Origin of the sequence: Saccharothrix algeriensis (assembly GCF_016907655.1) — a bacterium.
Classification (GTDB): domain Bacteria; phylum Actinomycetota; class Actinomycetes; order Mycobacteriales; family Pseudonocardiaceae; genus Actinosynnema; species Actinosynnema algeriense.
The window spans coordinates 5755953-5771843 of sequence record NZ_JAFBCL010000001.1 but is presented as its reverse complement, the minus strand read 5'-3'; the positions used below and the strand labels follow the sequence as shown (position 1 = coordinate 5771843).

Genomic DNA, 15891 nt, shown 5'->3' with positions numbered 1-15891 from the left:
TGTGGTCGTGTCGCCGGGCGGCGCCGGTGCGGGTCGAGGGCGCGTGGGACCGCTGCCGGACCGCCCGGCCGGGCCGTGGCGCTCCCGGAGCCGGTTGCCGTCGAAGATCTGCGCCCGGTCCTGGGGACGGACCGGAGCCGGACCGTGGTGCCCTCGTGCGGGCGCATGTCCCTCCACGCGGTCGGCCCGCCGTTCGGGGGTCGCACCGCTCCGGTACTACTGGTCGTCGGCGGGACTCCGCCGGTTCCCGGGGCGGTGGAATCGGGTGCGCGCGCCCGGGAACTCTCCCGGGTGGTGGAACGACCAGTTCCGTGCCGAGCCCTGCGGACCGGCTGGTGCCGGGCACGGCAGGAGCAGGGCAGCCGCGCAGGGGCTGGGGTGGTCGATGGGCACGGGGATGTCGCCTCGTACGGGAGCCCGAAGGCGTTCCCGGGGCGGCGGGGTGGGACGGGGTCCGACCGGCGCCCGGTCCGCGCTGCTGGTGGGCGGGTGCCTGGTCAACACCGGCACCTTCGCGGTCTACCCGTACCTGGCCGTCCTGCTGCGGGACCGGCTGGGCGTCGGGATGGCGCAGGTCGGCGTGGTGCTCGGCGTGGCCACGTTGGTGCAGTTCGCGAGCGCGCCGTTCACCGCGGCGCTCGCCGAGCGGATCGGGTTGAAGCGGTGCCTGTCCTCGGCCACGCTCGTGTACTTCCTGAGCGCGGCGACCTACCTGGTCGGGGCGGACGACCCGGCGCTGACGGTGCTCGCGCTGTTCCTGGGCTGTGCCGCCGGTGCGCTCTACTCACCGGCCTACCGCGGCTACCTGGTGCACCGGGCGACCGCCGAGCAGCGCCCGGGGCTGCTGTCGGCGGGCAGTGCCGCGGGCAACCTCGGCATCGCGCTCGGACCGGTGGTCGGGGCGCTGTTCCTGCACGCCCCGAGCCGGTTGTTCACGATGACCACGGCGCTCTACGCGGTGCTCGCGGTCGGCCACCTCTTCCTGCGCCCGGAGCGGGCGGCGGCGGCCGGGCCCGTGGTCGAGCCGTTCCGGCGGGTGCTGCGGGGCCTGGCCGTGCTGCCCTTCGCGGTCACCGTGCTGACCCACTACCTGTACATGCAGTTCTACCAGTACCTGTCGACCTTCGCGGAGGGCCGGATGCCCACGGCGGTCTACGGGGTGATCATGACGGGGTACTCGCTGGGCCTGGTGGCGGCGCAACCGCTCCTGGCGGGGCGCGTCGACCGCGTCCGCTACCCGGTGGCGATGGCGGCGGGCTTCGGCTGCATGGCGCTGGGGATGCTGGCCTTCGCCGGCGGCCGGCCGGTCGCCCTCGCGGTCGGTGTCGTGCTGATGAGCGCGGGCACCGCGGTGCTGTTCCTCAAGAACGACCTGGAGGCGTTGGCGGGGTCGAGGCGGTCGGCCACGGTGACCTTCGGGCAGCAGCGGCTGGCGGTCGGCGCGGGCTCGCTGCTCAGCGGCGTCGTCGGCGGCGCCGCGTACGGGGGGTTCGAGCAGGCGGGCCTGCTGCCGGGGTTCTGGCTGGCCGTCGCCGCGCAGTGCGTCCTGCTCCCCCCGCTGGTGCTGGTGGCGGCGCGGCGCCGGCTCCGCGCGAGGTGACCCGCGCGGGCCGGTGCGGCGCCGGGCGCCCGCGTGATCAGGGGGTCGGCCCCGCGGGCTTCTCGTAGACGGTCACGTGATTCCCCTCGCCGCGGAACGGCTCACGGCGCCAGCCGCCCCACCGGTGCACGCGTTCGAGCCCCGCCAAGCGGGCCATGAGGTCGAGCTCGGCCGGCCAGGCGTAGCGCATGAACGCCGGTGCCAGCCGGGTGCCGTCGTTGGTGATCAGCACGTGGTGCCCGTCGAGGCGCTGGTTCACCGGGTCGTGGCGGACGGCGACGACCCGGACCCGGTCGAGCCCGACCTGGTAAGTCTCCAGGGTCTGGTTGCGCTCGTAGCGCGCGACGTCCGGCACCGGGCACTCCAGGACGAACCGGCCGCCGGGCAGCAGGCGCTCGGCGACGTTGGCGAAGCAGCGCACCTGCTGCTCCTGGTCGGCCAGGAAGAAGAAGGTGCTGAACACGACGAACACCATGGCGAACAGGTCGTCGGTGCCGGGGTCGACGTCGGCCATGTCGCCGATGACGACCGGGATGCGGTCGCCGCCGGGCTTGGCGCGCAGGCGCGCGACCATCGCCTCGGAGGCGTCGACGCCGCGCAGGTCGACGCCCGTCGCGGCCAGCGGGATGGTCACCCGCCCGGTGCCCACCGCCAGCTCGAACACCGGGCCGGCGGGCCCCTCCCGGATCAGCTCGACCAAGCCCCGCACGGCCTCCGCGGGGTCGTGCGCGGCGTGCCACTCGTCGTAGACGTCGGCGTTCAGCTCGCCGTAGGTCTCCGGTCCGTGCTTCTCCATGGAAGGTCCTCCGAGGGTCGGTTCAGCGGCCGACGTGGTGGGCTCGTCCCCGGCGGTCGATGACGCGGGGTTGCGCGAACCCCCGCGTCGTCCCGGGCACTGCCGCGTGGCGGCGAAACGGGTGGGCAGGGGGGCTTGCGGTCGGGAACGCGCGGTCGTCCGGGCTCGGCGCCCGGGAGCCTGCGTCGTCGACCACGGCCGGGCTGCCGGTGGACGCCGCTCGTCGCACCACCACACGCCCCACAGGTCGGTTCGCCGATCAGCGGGGTTCCCGGCCGTGCGGAATTGCGTCCACCGGTGTTTTCCCGATCCCGGGAACCGAACGCCGTCGTGGCACGACTCCTGTGGTGGTGGCCGGTTCCACTCCGGAGGGAGGAGCGGGGTGCGCGGTGTCGGGTAGTGGCACGGGTGTCGAGGACGAGGTCGCGGGCAGGACCGCACCGGAGCGCCGTTCCGCGTCCCTCGGGCGCGTCGGGTACGTGGCCGGGCTGTTCGGGCTGCTGGTCCTGTTGTTGCTGGGCGCCGTGGTGGTGTTGATCGCCCAGGGTTCGATCGCCATCCCGGTCCTGGAGGTGCTGCGCATCCTGACCGGTCAGGGCGCCGAGTCGGAGGTCGGCCGCACCATCGTGCTGGACGCCCGGCTGCCCAAGGTCGTGGCCGGGTTGCTGGCCGGGGCCGCGCTGGCCGTCGGCGGCGTGCAGATGCAGACGTTGTTCCGCAACCCGCTGGCCGACCCGTTCGTGCTCGGGGTCAGCTCCGGCGCGATCCTGGGCGCGGCGATCGTCATCCTGGGCACCGGCGGCGTGGGCTGGTTGTCCGGGCTCGGCGTGGTCAGCCAGCTCGGGGTGACCGGCGCGGCCGTCGCGGGGGCCGCCGGGGTGCTGCTGATCGCCCTGGGCATCGCCCGGCGGGTCGGCGACCCGGTGGTGGTCCTGGTGGTGGGCGTGATGCTGGGCTACCTGGCCGGCGCCGTGGTGGACATGCTGGTCTACTACACCGACCCGGACCGGTTGCAGGCGCTGACCACGTTCACCCGCGGCTCGGTGCGCAACGTGACGTGGGACGAGCTGCGGGTCGTCGCCGTGTCCTGCGCGGTGGTGCTGCTGCTGTCGGTGTTCCTGGCCCAGCCGCTCAACGCCCTGCTGCTGGGCGAGCGGTACGCGGGCAGCCTGGGGATCGACGTCCGGCGGGTCCACTTCCTGTCCCTGGCCGGCGTCGCGGTGCTGTCGGGCGTGATCACCGCCTACTGCGGCGCCATCGGCTTCGTCGGCCTCGCCGCGCCGCACCTGGCCCGGGGGCTGATGCGCACCGCCGACCACCGGGTGGTGCTGCCGGCCAGCGCGCTGATCGGGGCGGTGATCGTGCTGGTGGCCGAGTACGTCGCGGGCGGCAACGGGTTGACCAGGACCTCGCTGCCGCTGAACTCGGTGACCGCGTTCGTCGGCGCGCCGGTGATCCTGTGGGTGCTGCTGTCGGGTCGGGCGAGGAGGCAGGCGCGATGACCGTCGAACCCCACCCGGCCCTGCAGGCCGTCGCGGTGAGCGCGGGCTACCGGCGACGCCGCCGCCACCCCGCCGTCACCGTGCTGCGCGACGTGCACCTGGCCGCCCGGCCCGGCGAGCTGATCACCCTGATCGGCCCCAACGGCGCGGGCAAGTCCACCCTGCTGCGCACCCTGGTCGGGGCGCAGCCGGCGTTGGCCGGCCACGTCTTGCTCGACGGCCGGGACCTGGCGGCCCTGTCCGCGCGGCAGCGGGCCCGGCGGCTCGCGGTCACCCTGACCGAGCCGGTCGACGTGGGGCAGATGAGGGTCGAGGCGGTGGTGGCGCTGGGTCGGATCCCCCACCGGTCGTGGCTCGGCCGGGCGAGCGCGCGGGACCGCGCCGCGGTGGACCGGGCGCTGGTCGACGCCGGGGTCGCCGACCTGCGCGACCGCCCGCTGACCGACCTGTCCGACGGCGAGCGGCAGCGGGTCATGGTGGCCCGCGCCCTGGCGCAGGAGCCGGCGGTGCTGGTGCTGGACGAGCCCACCGCGTTCCTGGACGTGGCCCGCCGCATCGAGTTCGCGGCGATGCTGACCCGGCTGAGCGCGACCACCGGCGCGGCGATCGTGCTGTCCACCCACGACTTGGCGTTCGCGCTGCGCCGCGCCGACCAGGTGTGGCTGGTCGACGGCGACGGCGCGGTGACCGCCGGCGCGCCCGAGGACCTCGCGTGCGGCGACGCGATCACCCGCGCCTTCACCGGCCGGAACATGTCCTTCGACGACGCGGCGGCCACGATCGTCGTCGCCGACGACCAGGTGCCCGGCGCCACCGTGCGGGTGGTCGGCGAGGGACGGCTGCGGCAGTGGGCCGACCACGCCGCCCGACGGGCCGGCTGGACCCCGACCCCGGACGCCACCGACCACGTCCTGACCGTCGAGCCCGGCGCACCGTGCCGTTGGCGGGTCGACGGGGTCCGGGCGCCGGGCGCGGAGCGCGCGCACGGGGTCGGCTTCGGCTCCCTCGTCGCCCACCTGCGCGGTCGCGCCGCGCCGCTGCGCGAAGACGCGCGGGCCGGGTGACCGCGGCCGGCCGACGACCACCCCCGCCGCCACCGGACTCCCCACCCACACGCAGGAGAGCACCACTGTGAACGCACTCATCCGCTCAGCCGTCGCGCTGCTCGCGCTGCCCCTCGCCCTCGCCGGGTGCGGGGGTTCGGACCCCGGCGCGTCGGGCGGCCGGGGTGATGCCGAGGGCTGCGTCACCGACTACGCCGAGGGGCGCGACTACTTCCCCGACAAGAGCGCGGTCACCGAGTCGGAGCTGTGGGACATCGACTACCACGGCTCCTACAAGACCATCACGCTCACCGACACCGAGAACGCCGACGGCTCCCGGCTCAAGTACGTGCTCTACCAGTGCGGCACGCCCCGGCCCGAGGCCGTCGGGGACCTGGAGGGCGCGCTGGTCGTCCAGGTGCCGGTCACCAACGTCTCGGTCACCTCGTTCAACGCCCTGGCCATGGTCGACCGGCTCGGCAAGAACAGCACCGTCACCGGCTTGAGCGGCCAACTCCTGGGCAACGCCGGGAAGGACCGGTGGTACGCCGGGGTCGTCGAGGCCGCGGGCAACCCCATGTCGGTGGGCGAGTACACCGACCTGAACAAGGAAGCCGTCCTGGGGCTGGGGAACCAGGTCGTCCTGATGTCCGGGTTCGGGCGGGGTTTCGACGACATCAGCAACGCCCGCGCCGCCGGGATGCCCGGGGTGAGCGTGTCCAACCGGCTGGAGCGCCACGCCCTGGCCTCGGCCGAGTGGATCAAGATGGTCGCGGCGTTCTACAACGCCGAAGCCGCCGCCAACGCCGAGTTCGACGCCATCAAGGCGAAGTACGACGAGGTCGTCGCCACCGCCTCGGGCAGGGTCGGCGCCCGCAACGCGGGCTACCTGTGCATCGCGCCCGAACGCGGCTGCGAGTTCGTCCACGGCCACGGCGCCGAGACCCTCGTCGGCCGCCTGCTCACCCAGCTCGGGGTGGGCAACGTCTTCGCGCCCGACAACCCCGCCCCCAACGGCCAGCCCTACGACTTCGAGAAGGCCGTCGGCACCGCGGCCGACGCGGACTTCTTCATCGTCTACGACCCCATGAGGGCGACCCGCGACGCCCTGGCCGCCGACCCGCGCACGAGCCGGTTCCGGCCCTTCAGGGACAACGCCTTCATCGCGGGCGTCGACGAGAACTTCGAGGAGTGCCGCGCCAAGACCTACCTGGACGTGGACGTGCTCATCCGCGACTTCGCCATCGGCTTGGCGCCCGAGTTGTTCCCCGGCGCCAAGGGCGCCTGCTTCACCCGAGCCTCCTGAGGCAGGCCGTCCCGGTCCGCCGGCCCGTCACCCGGCGGGCCGGGACGCGGCGCCTCAGGCGCGGGTGCCCCGCACGATCAGCCGGCGGGCGTGGTTGTCGTAGGGCGAGCAGTCGAAGTCGCCGAAGCACTCGACACCGCCGAACCCGGCGGCCTCGAACAGCCCGCGCAGCTCGGCGGCGCTGTAGAGGGTGGAGTGGAGCGAGGTGCGGCGCACCTCGTCACCGCGCACCCAGGTCCAGTCGCTGCGCACGCGCGTCCAGTCGTCCAGGACCGTGTCGCGCATGAAGACCGTGCCACCGCCGACGTCCACGGCCTGCGGGCGGCCCACCCAGCCGGCGAACACCTCCTTGCCCATCACGTCGACCAGCAGGCGACCGCCCGGGGCGAGGCAGGCGTGGGCGTTGCGCAGCACCGCCAGGTTCTCCCCCGGGTCGGTGAAGTAGCCGAACGACGTGTACATGTTGATCACCAGGTCGTAGGCGCCCGGCTCGACGTGCGCGCGCATGTCCGCCCGCACCAGCCGCGCGTCGACCCCCGCCCGCTCGCACGCCTCGCGCGCCCGCGCGAGCATGGCCCCGCTCAGGTCCACCCCGGTGACCGCCGCCCCGCGCCGGGCCAGCGGCACCAGGTGCGTCGCCGGCCCGCACGCCAGGTCCAGCACCCGATCGCCCGGGGCGACCTCGAACAGCGGCGACGTGGCCACCACCTGCTCCGCCTCCGCCGCGCGGCGCGGCGGGAACATCACCTCGGCGAACCCCGTCCAGAGGTCGTCGTCCTCGTACCAGCCCATGCCGCTCCAGCCCTGTCGTCCCCGTGCGGATCAGCACCCGTCCCGCCCCACTGGTCGTCGGCCGGCGCCGATCGGTTCCCGCGGCACGCGGACCGCCGCCGGGGTCGGGGAACTCCCCGGCACGTCGGCACGACCACTGGTGGTGACGACCGGACCTCACGGGATTGGGGACACCGATGCGACCCGCGCAGGCAGCCCGCGCCTACCCGTTCCGCGAGCCGACCGCACTGGTGCTGGAACCGGAGTACGCCCACCTTCGGGAGCACGAACCGCTCAGCCGCATCTCCCTGCCCCACGGCGGCGACGCGTGGCTGGCGGTGCGGCACGAGGACGTGCGCGCGGTGCTCGGCGACCCCCGGTTCAGCCGGGCCGCGCTGCTGGACCGCGACGTGCCCCGCGCCTCGCCCCGCAGGCACACCGATGCGACGCTGCACACGGTGGACCCGCCCGAGCACACCCGGCTGCGCCGCCTGGTCGCCGCCGCGTTCAGCCCCCGGCGGGTCGAGCACCTGGCCGAGCACGCCCAGCGCGTCACCGACGCGTTGCTCGACCGCATCGAGGAGCAGGGACCGCCCGCGGACCTGATCGCCGGCTTCGCGGTGCCGGTGCCCGTCGCCGTCATCTGCCAGATGCTGGGCGTGCCGGTCGCCGACCGCGACCGGTTCGCCGGCTGGATCGACGTCGCCCTGGCCACCACCGCGTTCTCCAGCGAGGAGATCCACGACGCGTTCGCCGAGCTGAAGGGCTACGTGGCGGGCCTGGTCGCCGCCCGCCGCCGCGAACCGGGCGACGACCTGCTCGGCGCCCTGGTCGAAGCGCGGGACAAGGAGGACCGGCTCAGCGAGGACGAGTTGGTCGTGCTGGGCGTGACCCTGCTTTACGCGGGCCTGGAGACGACGACCAGCGAACTGGGCAACGGCATCCACACCCTGCTCACCCACCCCGACCAGCTCGCCGCGCTGCGCGCCGACCCGGCGCTGATCGACCGGGCGGTGGACGAGCTGCTGCGCTTCAACCCCCTGGTGACCTCGGCGGGGTTCACCCGCATCGCGCTGGAGGACGTCGAACTGGGCGGCGTGCTCATCCGCGCCGGTGACGCGGTGATGGTGCACCTCGACGCCGCCAACCGCGACGGGCGCGTCTTCGAGCGCCCCGACGAACTGGACGTCACCCGCAGGCCGAACCCGCACCTGGCGTTCGGGTTCGGCCCGCACTACTGCGTCGCCGCGCAGCTCGCCAAGGCCGAGCTGCGCGTGGCCATCGGGTCCCTGCTGCGCCGCTTCCCGGGACTGCGCCTGGCAGTCGGTGAGCAGGAGCTGTCCTGGCGGCACGGGCGGATGGCGCGCGGCCTGGACCGCCTCCCCGTCACCTGGTGACCCGGGACCCCGTGCCTGCTCCGCTCCCTGCGCGAGTACGAGCACTTCTACAACACCCACCGGCCCCACCCAGGCATCGCCGACACCAGACCACTACAACCACTGCCACAGCAGGCAGTGGTCGCCGCCGCCGGTTCCGGGCCGCGGGACGGAACGAGCCGCTACGGTGTTGCCGTGACCGGACCTGGGCAGCGTCCGCTGCTCTTCCTCGACGTCGACGGGCCGCTCATCCCGAGAGGCACTCGGTTCAGATAGCCGATGACACAGGTGCGGTCGTCGACCTGGATCGCGTACAGCAGGCTGCCGTGAGGAGCAGGATCCTCTGTGGTGGCGATAAGCGTTGACGCAGCCACGATCGCGGCCCACAACGCGCCCGCACGACGTGTGTCGGCCGCGGCCCGCGGTTGATCGCGATGCCGGGTCATCGGCCGGACAGCGGAGGGCTGATCGGCGTGGATTCCCAGATCAGCCGGCCGTCGCTGACCGATGCCCGGTCCGTGGACACCCGGAAGTGCCGTCGGGTAGCTGCGTCGGCGTAGCCGCGACGTGCTTCGGATCCGTACCGCAGGGCTTCGGACACATCGGCGAGCATCTCGGCGACACCCGACCACCACACCACACCGGCAGCGCCGTCGTCGCCGCTCCAGTGCTGGATGCAGCCCTGTGAGGGTCCGGTGCGGAGGTCGACGAAGAGGTAGTCGCCGCCGCCGTCGGCAGCGATCGGGACGAACGAGGCGAGGAACGCCCCGGTGAGGCTGCCCGCCTCACCGGCGCCGGCGTTGCGGATGGCGGCGGCTGAACCGGAACCGACCGCGAACCCCCTTATCGCACGGACAGCACGCAGAGGGCACGGCTCGTAGAACGGCGGTAGCAGTTGGCCTGTCCCACCGCCGGATTCGGTGCCGCCGCACAGCCGCCACCACGCGACCAGGTCGTCCGGGAGGTCCTGCCCGACGTCGTCGCGCACAGCCTGTATCTCGTCCATGCGAGCGGGCGGTGCAAGGGCAGCGAATGTCACAGGGGCGTGGACTTCGAGCCAGGACGTGATTCCACGCCACGAGTCCACTACTGGTGCGACCACGCCGGCCATCCTGCACCAACTCCGAACGGCCAGTGGACCGACTGGGTGGACTTGGGTGGTCCGCCGACGCGCTCGGATCCGGGCCGGCGCACGGCTGATGTGGCGCCCCGGACGGGTCTTACCGCGCCGGGTAGTGCTCCACGTTCACCGACGAGGCGAACTCGTCGGTGCCCTCGATCCGGTAGCTCTGGAAGAAGCAGAGGTACCGCCCGTACGGGGGCCTCACCCCGGGCAGCTCCAGAGGCTTCCGGTACTCCTCCACGGCGAGCGGTTCGAGCCTCGACCGCCGCATGATCACGTACAACGCCTCGTCCACGATCTTGCCGGACCGGGACCTGCGGACGGTCGAGGCGGTTCACTTCCCGTCCGAGGTCGTCCAGGTAAGCGATGTCAACCGCCCGCTCCGATCCTTGCCCACCGCCATGGTCCGCCGGCTCCTGGACGGGCAGGACTTCGTGGACCGCCTGCACCTGTTCCCCCACCTGCCGGGCGCCGTTCACTCGCTCGGCGGCCCCGGCCTGCTGACCGAGGTGCCCGGCGCCCCCACCGCGTTCGGAGCCGGTAGCAGGCGGGCTGCCGGCGGGTGTGCTCGGCGCCACCCGAGCTTTTTCGGCCCGCGCGCAGCAGAGGACACAGGCCGGCCGCTTCCCCTGCGACCTTTGCCGTGCATCAGGCAACGAGTTCACCTTAGGAGCGACCTTGTCCCTCACGACCACCACCCACCTGAACTTCCGCGGCGACGCGCGTGCGGCGCTGGAGTTCTACCAGTCCGTGTTCGGCGGCCACCTCGCCGTTGTCACCTACCAGGACGCCGGCAACGTCCAGCAGGAGTCCGAGGCCGACCAGGTGATGTGGGGCCAGGTGCTCGCCGAGAACGGCTTCCACGTGATGGCCTACGACGTCCCCTCGGGAATGGGTTACGACCAGGGCGAGAACGGGTTCTTCGTCTCCGTGCGCGGCGAGACCGCCGCCGAGGTCACCGGCTACTGGGAGGGCCTTTCCGCCGGGGCGACCGTCGTGATCCCGATCGGCCCGGCGGGTTGGGCGCCCGCCTACGGGATGCTGCGCGACCGTTTCGGCGTCGTCTGGGTCGTCGACGTCGTCAGCGGGTACGACGCGTGACACCCGACGCGGGTGGGCGGGGAGGCACGTTCCCGCCCACCCGCGGGCGACCCGTCCATCAGTCGAGGGTGGGCCATGGGCCAGGCGGGGTAGGCCCTTCGGCCTCCACGGAGCCGTGCTCGCCGCGATGCCGTCCTCGGGCACCACGAAGAGGAACCTGCCCGATCGGGCAACCTGTCGAGACGAACGCGCAGAAGACCGATCTCGTATGGACACACTCCGAATGGCGCCCACAGCCGTCTGCAACAATTCCTCTATGGACAGTTACGAGCGATTCCGCCGCGCGGCGGTCGATCGCGACATCCCCGCCGACGAGGTCGAGAAGTTCATCGATCAGCTCAGGTTCGAGATCCTGCTGGGCTCCACCGAGCCCGGCGAGGAGGTCGTCGGGCAGAGCGGCGGCCTTCCCCGGTTACCGGTGGGCGCGGAGTGGCCGAGCAGCCGGAGCGGACGGCCGCTGCCGTTCATCGCCTCCGTCGACTGCGCGGCCCTGCCGCGGGCCGAGGGGCTGCCCCTGCCCGAAGACGGCTCGCTGCTCTTCTTCCTGAACCACGAGGAGGACTGGCCGGCGCCGCTCGGTGCGGACGGCCCGGAGCACGCGCGAGTCGTGTACGTCCCGGCGGGCACGGAGACGGAGGTCGCGTCACCGCCGCCCGGCCACGACGAGGAGGGGTTCTTCCACCAGGACATCCCGTTCCTCGCTCCCGAGTTCGAGCTCTCGGCGTCGGTCGCGCCGGTTCTGCCGCCCTGGATCGAGGAGCGCGACGAGTTCGAGTTCGACGACTCGGAGGTGCTGGAGCGGTTGTTCAACGAGCTGGAGCACGTTGACGAGCTGTGCGAGCTGGTCGACGAGCTCTGGCCGGAGGGGCGGTGCTGCACGTTCAACCTCGGCGGGTACTGCGAGCACGCCGGTTACGGCGATTCTCCGCTGGCCGAGCTGGCGGGGGCCGGCTTCACCAGCCGACCGGAGACCCGAGCGGCCTTGCCGGGAGCGGAGCGGTTGCACTCCGGTGAGGTGGAGGAGTACCTGCTGAGCCGCGAGTGGGTGCCGCTCGCCCAGTTCTCCACCGGAAGCGAGAACCACTACGGGTGCTTCCTGATCGACCTGGAAGACCTCGCCGCCAAGCAGTTCGACAGGATGCGCTCGGTCACCAGGTTCTTCAAGTAGGCGGCGAGCGGACACCCGCATCCGAAGCGGTCCGGGGCCGAGGTGCCGGCCGGTGACGATGTCGAGGTGGTGGTGCGGCTCATGCACCGACTACGCCGTGCTGCGCAAGGCTGTCGCCGGAGTCGGCGGCAGCCTTGCCCGTCGCACAGGGTCGACGGCGACAGGTCCGACCGCATGGCCGCCACCGCGGACAGCCGAGCAGACGAGAGAGACCGGATGACCGGGGACAATCCCGAGACAGTCGCCGGGCTGGACCGCCTCGATGCGGCAGTCAGGGCGGCGCCCGCAGGCGACACGACGTCGCAGATCGCGCTGTGGCGGCAGGTGACCGCGCCGGAGCACTGGTCCTTCATCGCTCGGACCTCGGACCTCGGACCTCGGACCTCGGACCTCGGGGCCGACCGACCCCGTCCCTGTGCCGCAGCCGCCGAGCGGGGACCGACGATCTGCCTCTGCAGCAGCGCCGCACGGGCGGATGAGGCCGCCCGCGCCCTCGGGTTCTGCCACCTCACAGGGGGTGACATCCCCTATTCCGGAGAGAATTCCCGGATAACCGGATTGTCCACCAACCCGGGAATGAACCCGGTCAGGCAAGAATGCGCCTCCCGCAGGAATTCAACGAATGCACCCACGAGCTCTTCGCGATCGACAGCGACTCGCCAGTCGCGCTTCGACGACGTAATCACGACGCGATCCCCCTCGCACCGAAGTCGAATGACTTCGTCGTTCTCCGTGAAGCTGATCGCCGAATCTTCCCCCGAAGAAAGGCGGTTCACCGCATGACGGAGGCACAAGGCCAGGTCCACAAGGGTCCGGTGACCCCGCCCGGATATGACCTCAACCCCATTGACCACCAGCTCTGCGCGTACCCCGAAGTACTTGTAGCAGAGGTCGGTCTCGCTGATGGCTGCCGGGCCGACCCGTTGGCGCGCCTTGTCCCAGGTGTCGCGCCAGAACGACCCGGCCCCTGGGACCTCAAAAGAGAAGTGAATCACGGGTTTCTCAGCTTTTCGCCACTCGCCCGGAACGGGAACGCCGTCACGACTTACCGTGATCAACGATGACGCAGATGCTCGTCAACCCTCCACCGCTATTCGCCGGACCAGCCCCAACGGACCACGGGCCACACGACAACTCCATCGGTTGTCGAACAAGATCGTACCAGCTGTCGCAATGACCGTAGGACACCACTCAGTTCCGACTTTTTCACGCCGTGTTCCAGGTTCACGAGTCGAATGCCGACGACGTGGTTTCTCGCGGCACGGGCTGTTCGGAGTAGTGCGCGCCAGTCCGAGGAGGGTGTCGTGACCGAGCAGCCTGTTCGCGTCGTGGTGCCCGAGGAGCCTCCGGTGCTGACTCCAGGGACCGCCGAGGCCCTGCTGCGGTTGTTGCGGAGGATCGCGGGTTCGACGCCGTGCTGGTCGGAGAGCCGCAGCGGACGTTCTACGGCAACCAGTTCGGGCTCACCTTCCCGCTGTTCGTGCACTACGGGGTCGGGTTGTGGGTGCCGGAGGTGGGCGGGCCGATCGATCCGGACTCCGAGGCCCACGCAGCGGATCTTCCGCGAGTACCTGACCGGGTTCGGGGTGTTCGCCATCGCCCAACGCTGACGACGGAAGGGATCCTGTGCCCGTCCGCGGCCGACCCGGCACGCAACCGGCACCGCTGCGGTGTGGCCTGGTCCAAGGGCGCGGTGCGCACCATCCTGACCAACCCCCGCTACACCGACCAGGAGGTGTGGAACAAGCAGCGCAAGCACGAGTCCCTGCTCGACGTCGACGACGTCGCGCTCGGCCACCGCACCCGACTCGTCCAGAACGACCACGCGCAGTGGGTCCACGCCGACCACCCCACCCGCATCAACGCCACGCTCACCGCCCTGCGCGACACCCCCGCACCACCCGAGCACGACGGGACCCGCCAAGCGTTGAAGGAGATCGACGAAACAGGAACAGCCCGACACCGATCGGATACGCCAGGTCGTGGACCAACTCGGCGGACTCGCCGGCGCGCTGCGCCAAGCCGAGGCCGGGGACAAGCTGGAACTCTACCGCCAACTCGGTGCGAGACTCACCTACAACGACGAAACACGGGCAGTCACCGCCGAAACCCGGCCGCAACCACCCGTGTGCGTAGTGAACGTGTCCGAGGCCCGAGATGCCCATTGGGCACATGCTCTCCACCAACAGACTTGCTTCAGCTGGCGATCGGATCGCCGTCCTCGTACAGGTCCGCGTCCACACCGGCCGTGCGCAGCAGGAACCCGATGCCGCCCCACGACTTCTCCAGGAAGCAGCACGGCCGGCCCTCGTCGTCCACGAACCCCTCCGCCAGGTCGGGGTCCTCGAACGCCCGGTCCAACTCCTCCGGCGTGACCCTGGTGAACGACAGCGTCATACCCACGACAACTCCCCCAATGGCTACTTCAACCGGGCGACAGACTCCCACGCCGACGCCCCCGGCGACTGCTCCGAGGTGCAGTTCAGCAAATTCACGGCGGATGCGCAGACCGCAACGTCACAGATCCGTCGCCGACTCCCAGCGTTGTCGGCGTTCCTCGGCGGTCTGCTCCCACCACGGCGTCCCGCGCTCACCCAGCGCCACCTTCGCCGCGTGGACCCGGCGGCGGGCCTGGGCCTCCGCCACCTCGTCACCGGCGCGCAACGCCGCGCCGACATCACGCCGTGCCGACATGAGGGCTTTGCGCAACCGCGCGGCCCTCTCCTCCGGGATCGCCGGATCGGTGGCTCGCCACCGCCTGCCGTTGATCACCACGTAACGGTCCTCCACCACTCCAGCATCACCCGGGAAGAACCGGTTCGCAGGTTGTTGTCACTGGTGGCGACGTAGGGCGTTGAGCCGATGTGCCGCGATCGCAGCAGGAGGGTGGAGGTGACGAACCGATCGTCGGGCACGGTGAGGTCCAGCCAGGAGCGCAGGTCGTCGCCCGGAGCGGACCGCGATCACCCCGAGACCCGGCGTCCCGCCCGGCCGGATGGCCTCCGCCGGTGTGCGAACGGCCCCGCCCGCCCTGGAACCCGGCACCGGGACGACCCGGCACGACTGGTCAGCCGGCGATCCGGCCGAACAGGTGCGCGGCAGGAGCTTCCGGGTCCTCGCCGTAGAAGAACTCCGCGAGCGCCCGGTGGAACTCGGCACGATTCAGCCCGCCCGAGCCGTCCACGTCCAACGCGTCGAAGACGGCGGCGCAGTCCTCGGAGGACACGTTGCCCGCCAGACCGAAGATCTCCCGGAACTCCGCACGGTCGATCCTGTCGTCGCCGTCGAGGTCGACCAGGTCGAAGTAGCAGTCGGCCACCGGTCCGACCTGCTGCGGGTACAGGGCGGGATCGGCCAGCGCTCGCCGGAACCCCTCGGTCATCTCCCGCAGGTCGACCTTCCCGTCCCCGTCCCGGTCCATCGGCTCGATCACGGTGGCCCAGAACGCGTCCAGCCCCTCGGTCAGCCGGCGGGCGGTCTCGGACTCCGGGGCGGCAGCACGGGCCGCGATGTAGCGCTCGCCCATCAACCGGACGTCCTGGAGGGTGATCACACCGTCGCCGTCGCCGTCCGCGCCCCTGAACCACTGGCGGTACTTGAGATCCCGAATTCCAGTCATGACCACAGAACGTAGTGAAGCCAGCATGAGGCTGTCCGAGCGACACGACTACCGGGAGAACGGATCACTTGTTCGAGTGATGCCGCTGTCATCCTGCGTGGAGGACGGCGGCAGTGTGATGACCGCAGGGCGGCGGGCCGGTCTGCGGCGTCAGCGCCTATCCGACACAGGCATGGACCACGCAACAGGCCGGAAACCTCACCGCCGACCCCGGACACCGAACGGAGTCCCTGCACTTCCTGCTCCGTGACCACGACGACCGTGGAACGCAGGCGCCGCGACTGACGGCGGCGATGCGCCGACGCGTCGCTCCCACGCGGCGAACAACGGCAGGCGACCGGTCAGGGCTGTCAACCCCACACCGCTGTCCGGGTCCGGCACGCTGCGGGTGCTGCTGACGCCCGTCCTCGCCGTGGCGCTGCTGGTCGCGGTGACGCGCCTCGCCCCTGCCCGGCTCCCCGGCCGGACCAGGGGCCGATACGCCAG

Annotated in this window: 15 protein-coding genes; 7 read left to right on the top strand and 8 right to left on the bottom strand. The window is 71.9% G+C overall.

From position 1 onward, the window contains the following. Positions 1–442: 442 nt before the first annotated feature. Complete coding sequence (locus tag JOE68_RS26315; protein ID WP_204844963.1) at positions 443–1600, top strand: MFS transporter; 1158 nt, start codon at positions 443–445, stop codon at positions 1598–1600. Between the two features lie 37 nt (positions 1601–1637). Here JOE68_RS26315 and JOE68_RS26310 read toward each other — a convergent pair whose 3' ends face one another. After that, complete coding sequence (locus tag JOE68_RS26310; protein ID WP_204844961.1) at positions 1638–2396, bottom strand: class I SAM-dependent DNA methyltransferase; 759 nt, start codon at positions 2394–2396, stop codon at positions 1638–1640. Between the two features lie 389 nt (positions 2397–2785). Here JOE68_RS26310 and JOE68_RS26305 point away from each other — a divergent pair, with 389 nt between their 5' ends. From JOE68_RS26305 to JOE68_RS26295, 3 genes are all read left to right on the top strand, one after another. Beyond that, positions 2786–3898 (top strand): FecCD family ABC transporter permease, encoded by a 1113-nt coding sequence (locus JOE68_RS26305; protein WP_307819910.1) that lies wholly within the window; start codon positions 2786–2788, stop codon positions 3896–3898. Further along, complete coding sequence (locus JOE68_RS26300; protein ID WP_204844959.1) at positions 3895–4962, top strand: ABC transporter ATP-binding protein; 1068 nt, start codon at positions 3895–3897, stop codon at positions 4960–4962. The genes JOE68_RS26305 and JOE68_RS26300 overlap by 4 nt, the downstream gene beginning before the upstream one ends. Positions 4963–5029: 67 nt before the next feature. Next, positions 5030–6247 (top strand): ABC transporter substrate-binding protein, encoded by a 1218-nt coding sequence (locus JOE68_RS26295; RefSeq protein ID WP_204844957.1) that lies wholly within the window; start codon positions 5030–5032, stop codon positions 6245–6247. Positions 6248–6301: 54 nt separating this feature from the next. Here JOE68_RS26295 and JOE68_RS26290 read toward each other — a convergent pair whose 3' ends face one another. Further along, positions 6302–7039, bottom strand: coding sequence for a class I SAM-dependent methyltransferase (locus tag JOE68_RS26290; RefSeq protein ID WP_204844955.1), 738 nt, complete (start codon positions 7037–7039; stop codon positions 6302–6304). Positions 7040–7215: 176 nt separating this feature from the next. On the opposite strand from JOE68_RS26290, the gene JOE68_RS26285 reads away from it, so the two are divergent. Beyond that, positions 7216–8415, top strand: a complete 1200-nt coding sequence (locus JOE68_RS26285) for a cytochrome P450 (RefSeq protein ID WP_204844953.1) — start codon at positions 7216–7218, stop codon at positions 8413–8415. 421 nt (positions 8416–8836) lie between these two features. Here JOE68_RS26285 and JOE68_RS26280 read toward each other — a convergent pair whose 3' ends face one another. Together JOE68_RS26280 and JOE68_RS26275 are read right to left on the bottom strand one after the other, a co-directional pair. Continuing rightward, positions 8837–9400: an SMI1/KNR4 family protein gene (locus JOE68_RS26280; RefSeq protein ID WP_204844952.1), complete on the bottom strand. Its 564-nt coding sequence runs from the start codon at positions 9398–9400 to the stop codon at positions 8837–8839. A 214-nt stretch (positions 9401–9614) separates the two neighbouring features. Beyond that, on the bottom strand, positions 9615–9812 hold the full coding sequence (locus JOE68_RS26275) for a hypothetical protein (protein WP_204844950.1): 198 nt from the start codon (positions 9810–9812) through the stop codon (positions 9615–9617). A gap of 383 nt (positions 9813–10195) precedes the next feature. Here JOE68_RS26275 and JOE68_RS26270 point away from each other — a divergent pair, with 383 nt between their 5' ends. Together JOE68_RS26270 and JOE68_RS26265 are read left to right on the top strand one after the other, a co-directional pair. Beyond that, entirely contained in the window at positions 10196–10618 is a 423-nt protein-coding gene (locus JOE68_RS26270; RefSeq protein ID WP_204844949.1) for a VOC family protein, read from the top strand. 256 nt (positions 10619–10874) lie between these two features. Next, complete coding sequence (locus JOE68_RS26265; protein WP_204844948.1) at positions 10875–11786, top strand: DUF1963 domain-containing protein; 912 nt, start codon at positions 10875–10877, stop codon at positions 11784–11786. 527 nt (positions 11787–12313) lie between these two features. Here the strand turns inward: JOE68_RS26265 and JOE68_RS26260 are convergent. The 4 genes from JOE68_RS26260 to JOE68_RS26240 form a co-directional block, all read right to left on the bottom strand. After that, complete coding sequence (locus tag JOE68_RS26260; protein ID WP_204844947.1) at positions 12314–12781, bottom strand: hypothetical protein; 468 nt, start codon at positions 12779–12781, stop codon at positions 12314–12316. A gap of 1201 nt (positions 12782–13982) precedes the next feature. Next, positions 13983–14183, bottom strand: coding sequence for a DUF1877 family protein (locus JOE68_RS26250; RefSeq protein WP_239564836.1), 201 nt, complete (start codon positions 14181–14183; stop codon positions 13983–13985). A gap of 120 nt (positions 14184–14303) precedes the next feature. Continuing rightward, positions 14304–14576 (bottom strand): hypothetical protein, encoded by a 273-nt coding sequence (locus tag JOE68_RS26245; protein WP_239562361.1) that lies wholly within the window; start codon positions 14574–14576, stop codon positions 14304–14306. A 277-nt stretch (positions 14577–14853) separates the two neighbouring features. Further along, positions 14854–15405 carry an EF-hand domain-containing protein gene (locus tag JOE68_RS26240; protein WP_204844945.1) on the bottom strand — a complete coding sequence of 184 codons (552 nt, stop codon included), beginning with the start codon at positions 15403–15405 and terminating at the stop codon, positions 14854–14856. Between the last annotated feature and the right edge of the window lie 486 nt (positions 15406–15891).

What these genes read in the sequence shown, in the direction of transcription:
- JOE68_RS26310 (WP_204844961.1), bottom strand. Translation starts at nt 2,396, where the DNA reads ATGGAGAAGCACGGACCGGAGACCTACGGCGAGCTGAACGCCGACGTC.
- JOE68_RS26300 (WP_204844959.1), top strand. Translation starts at nt 3,895, where the DNA reads ATGACCGTCGAACCCCACCCGGCCCTGCAGGCCGTCGCGGTGAGCGCG.
- JOE68_RS26290 (WP_204844955.1), bottom strand. Translation starts at nt 7,039, where the DNA reads ATGGGCTGGTACGAGGACGACGACCTCTGGACGGGGTTCGCCGAGGTG.
- JOE68_RS26285 (WP_204844953.1), top strand. Translation starts at nt 7,216, where the DNA reads ATGCGACCCGCGCAGGCAGCCCGCGCCTACCCGTTCCGCGAGCCGACC.
- JOE68_RS26280 (WP_204844952.1), bottom strand. Translation starts at nt 9,400, where the DNA reads ATGGACGAGATACAGGCTGTGCGCGACGACGTCGGGCAGGACCTCCCG.
- JOE68_RS26265 (WP_204844948.1), top strand. Translation starts at nt 10,875, where the DNA reads ATGGACAGTTACGAGCGATTCCGCCGCGCGGCGGTCGATCGCGACATC.
- JOE68_RS26250 (WP_239564836.1), bottom strand. Translation starts at nt 14,183, where the DNA reads ATGACGCTGTCGTTCACCAGGGTCACGCCGGAGGAGTTGGACCGGGCG.
- JOE68_RS26240 (WP_204844945.1), bottom strand. Translation starts at nt 15,405, where the DNA reads ATGACTGGAATTCGGGATCTCAAGTACCGCCAGTGGTTCAGGGGCGCG.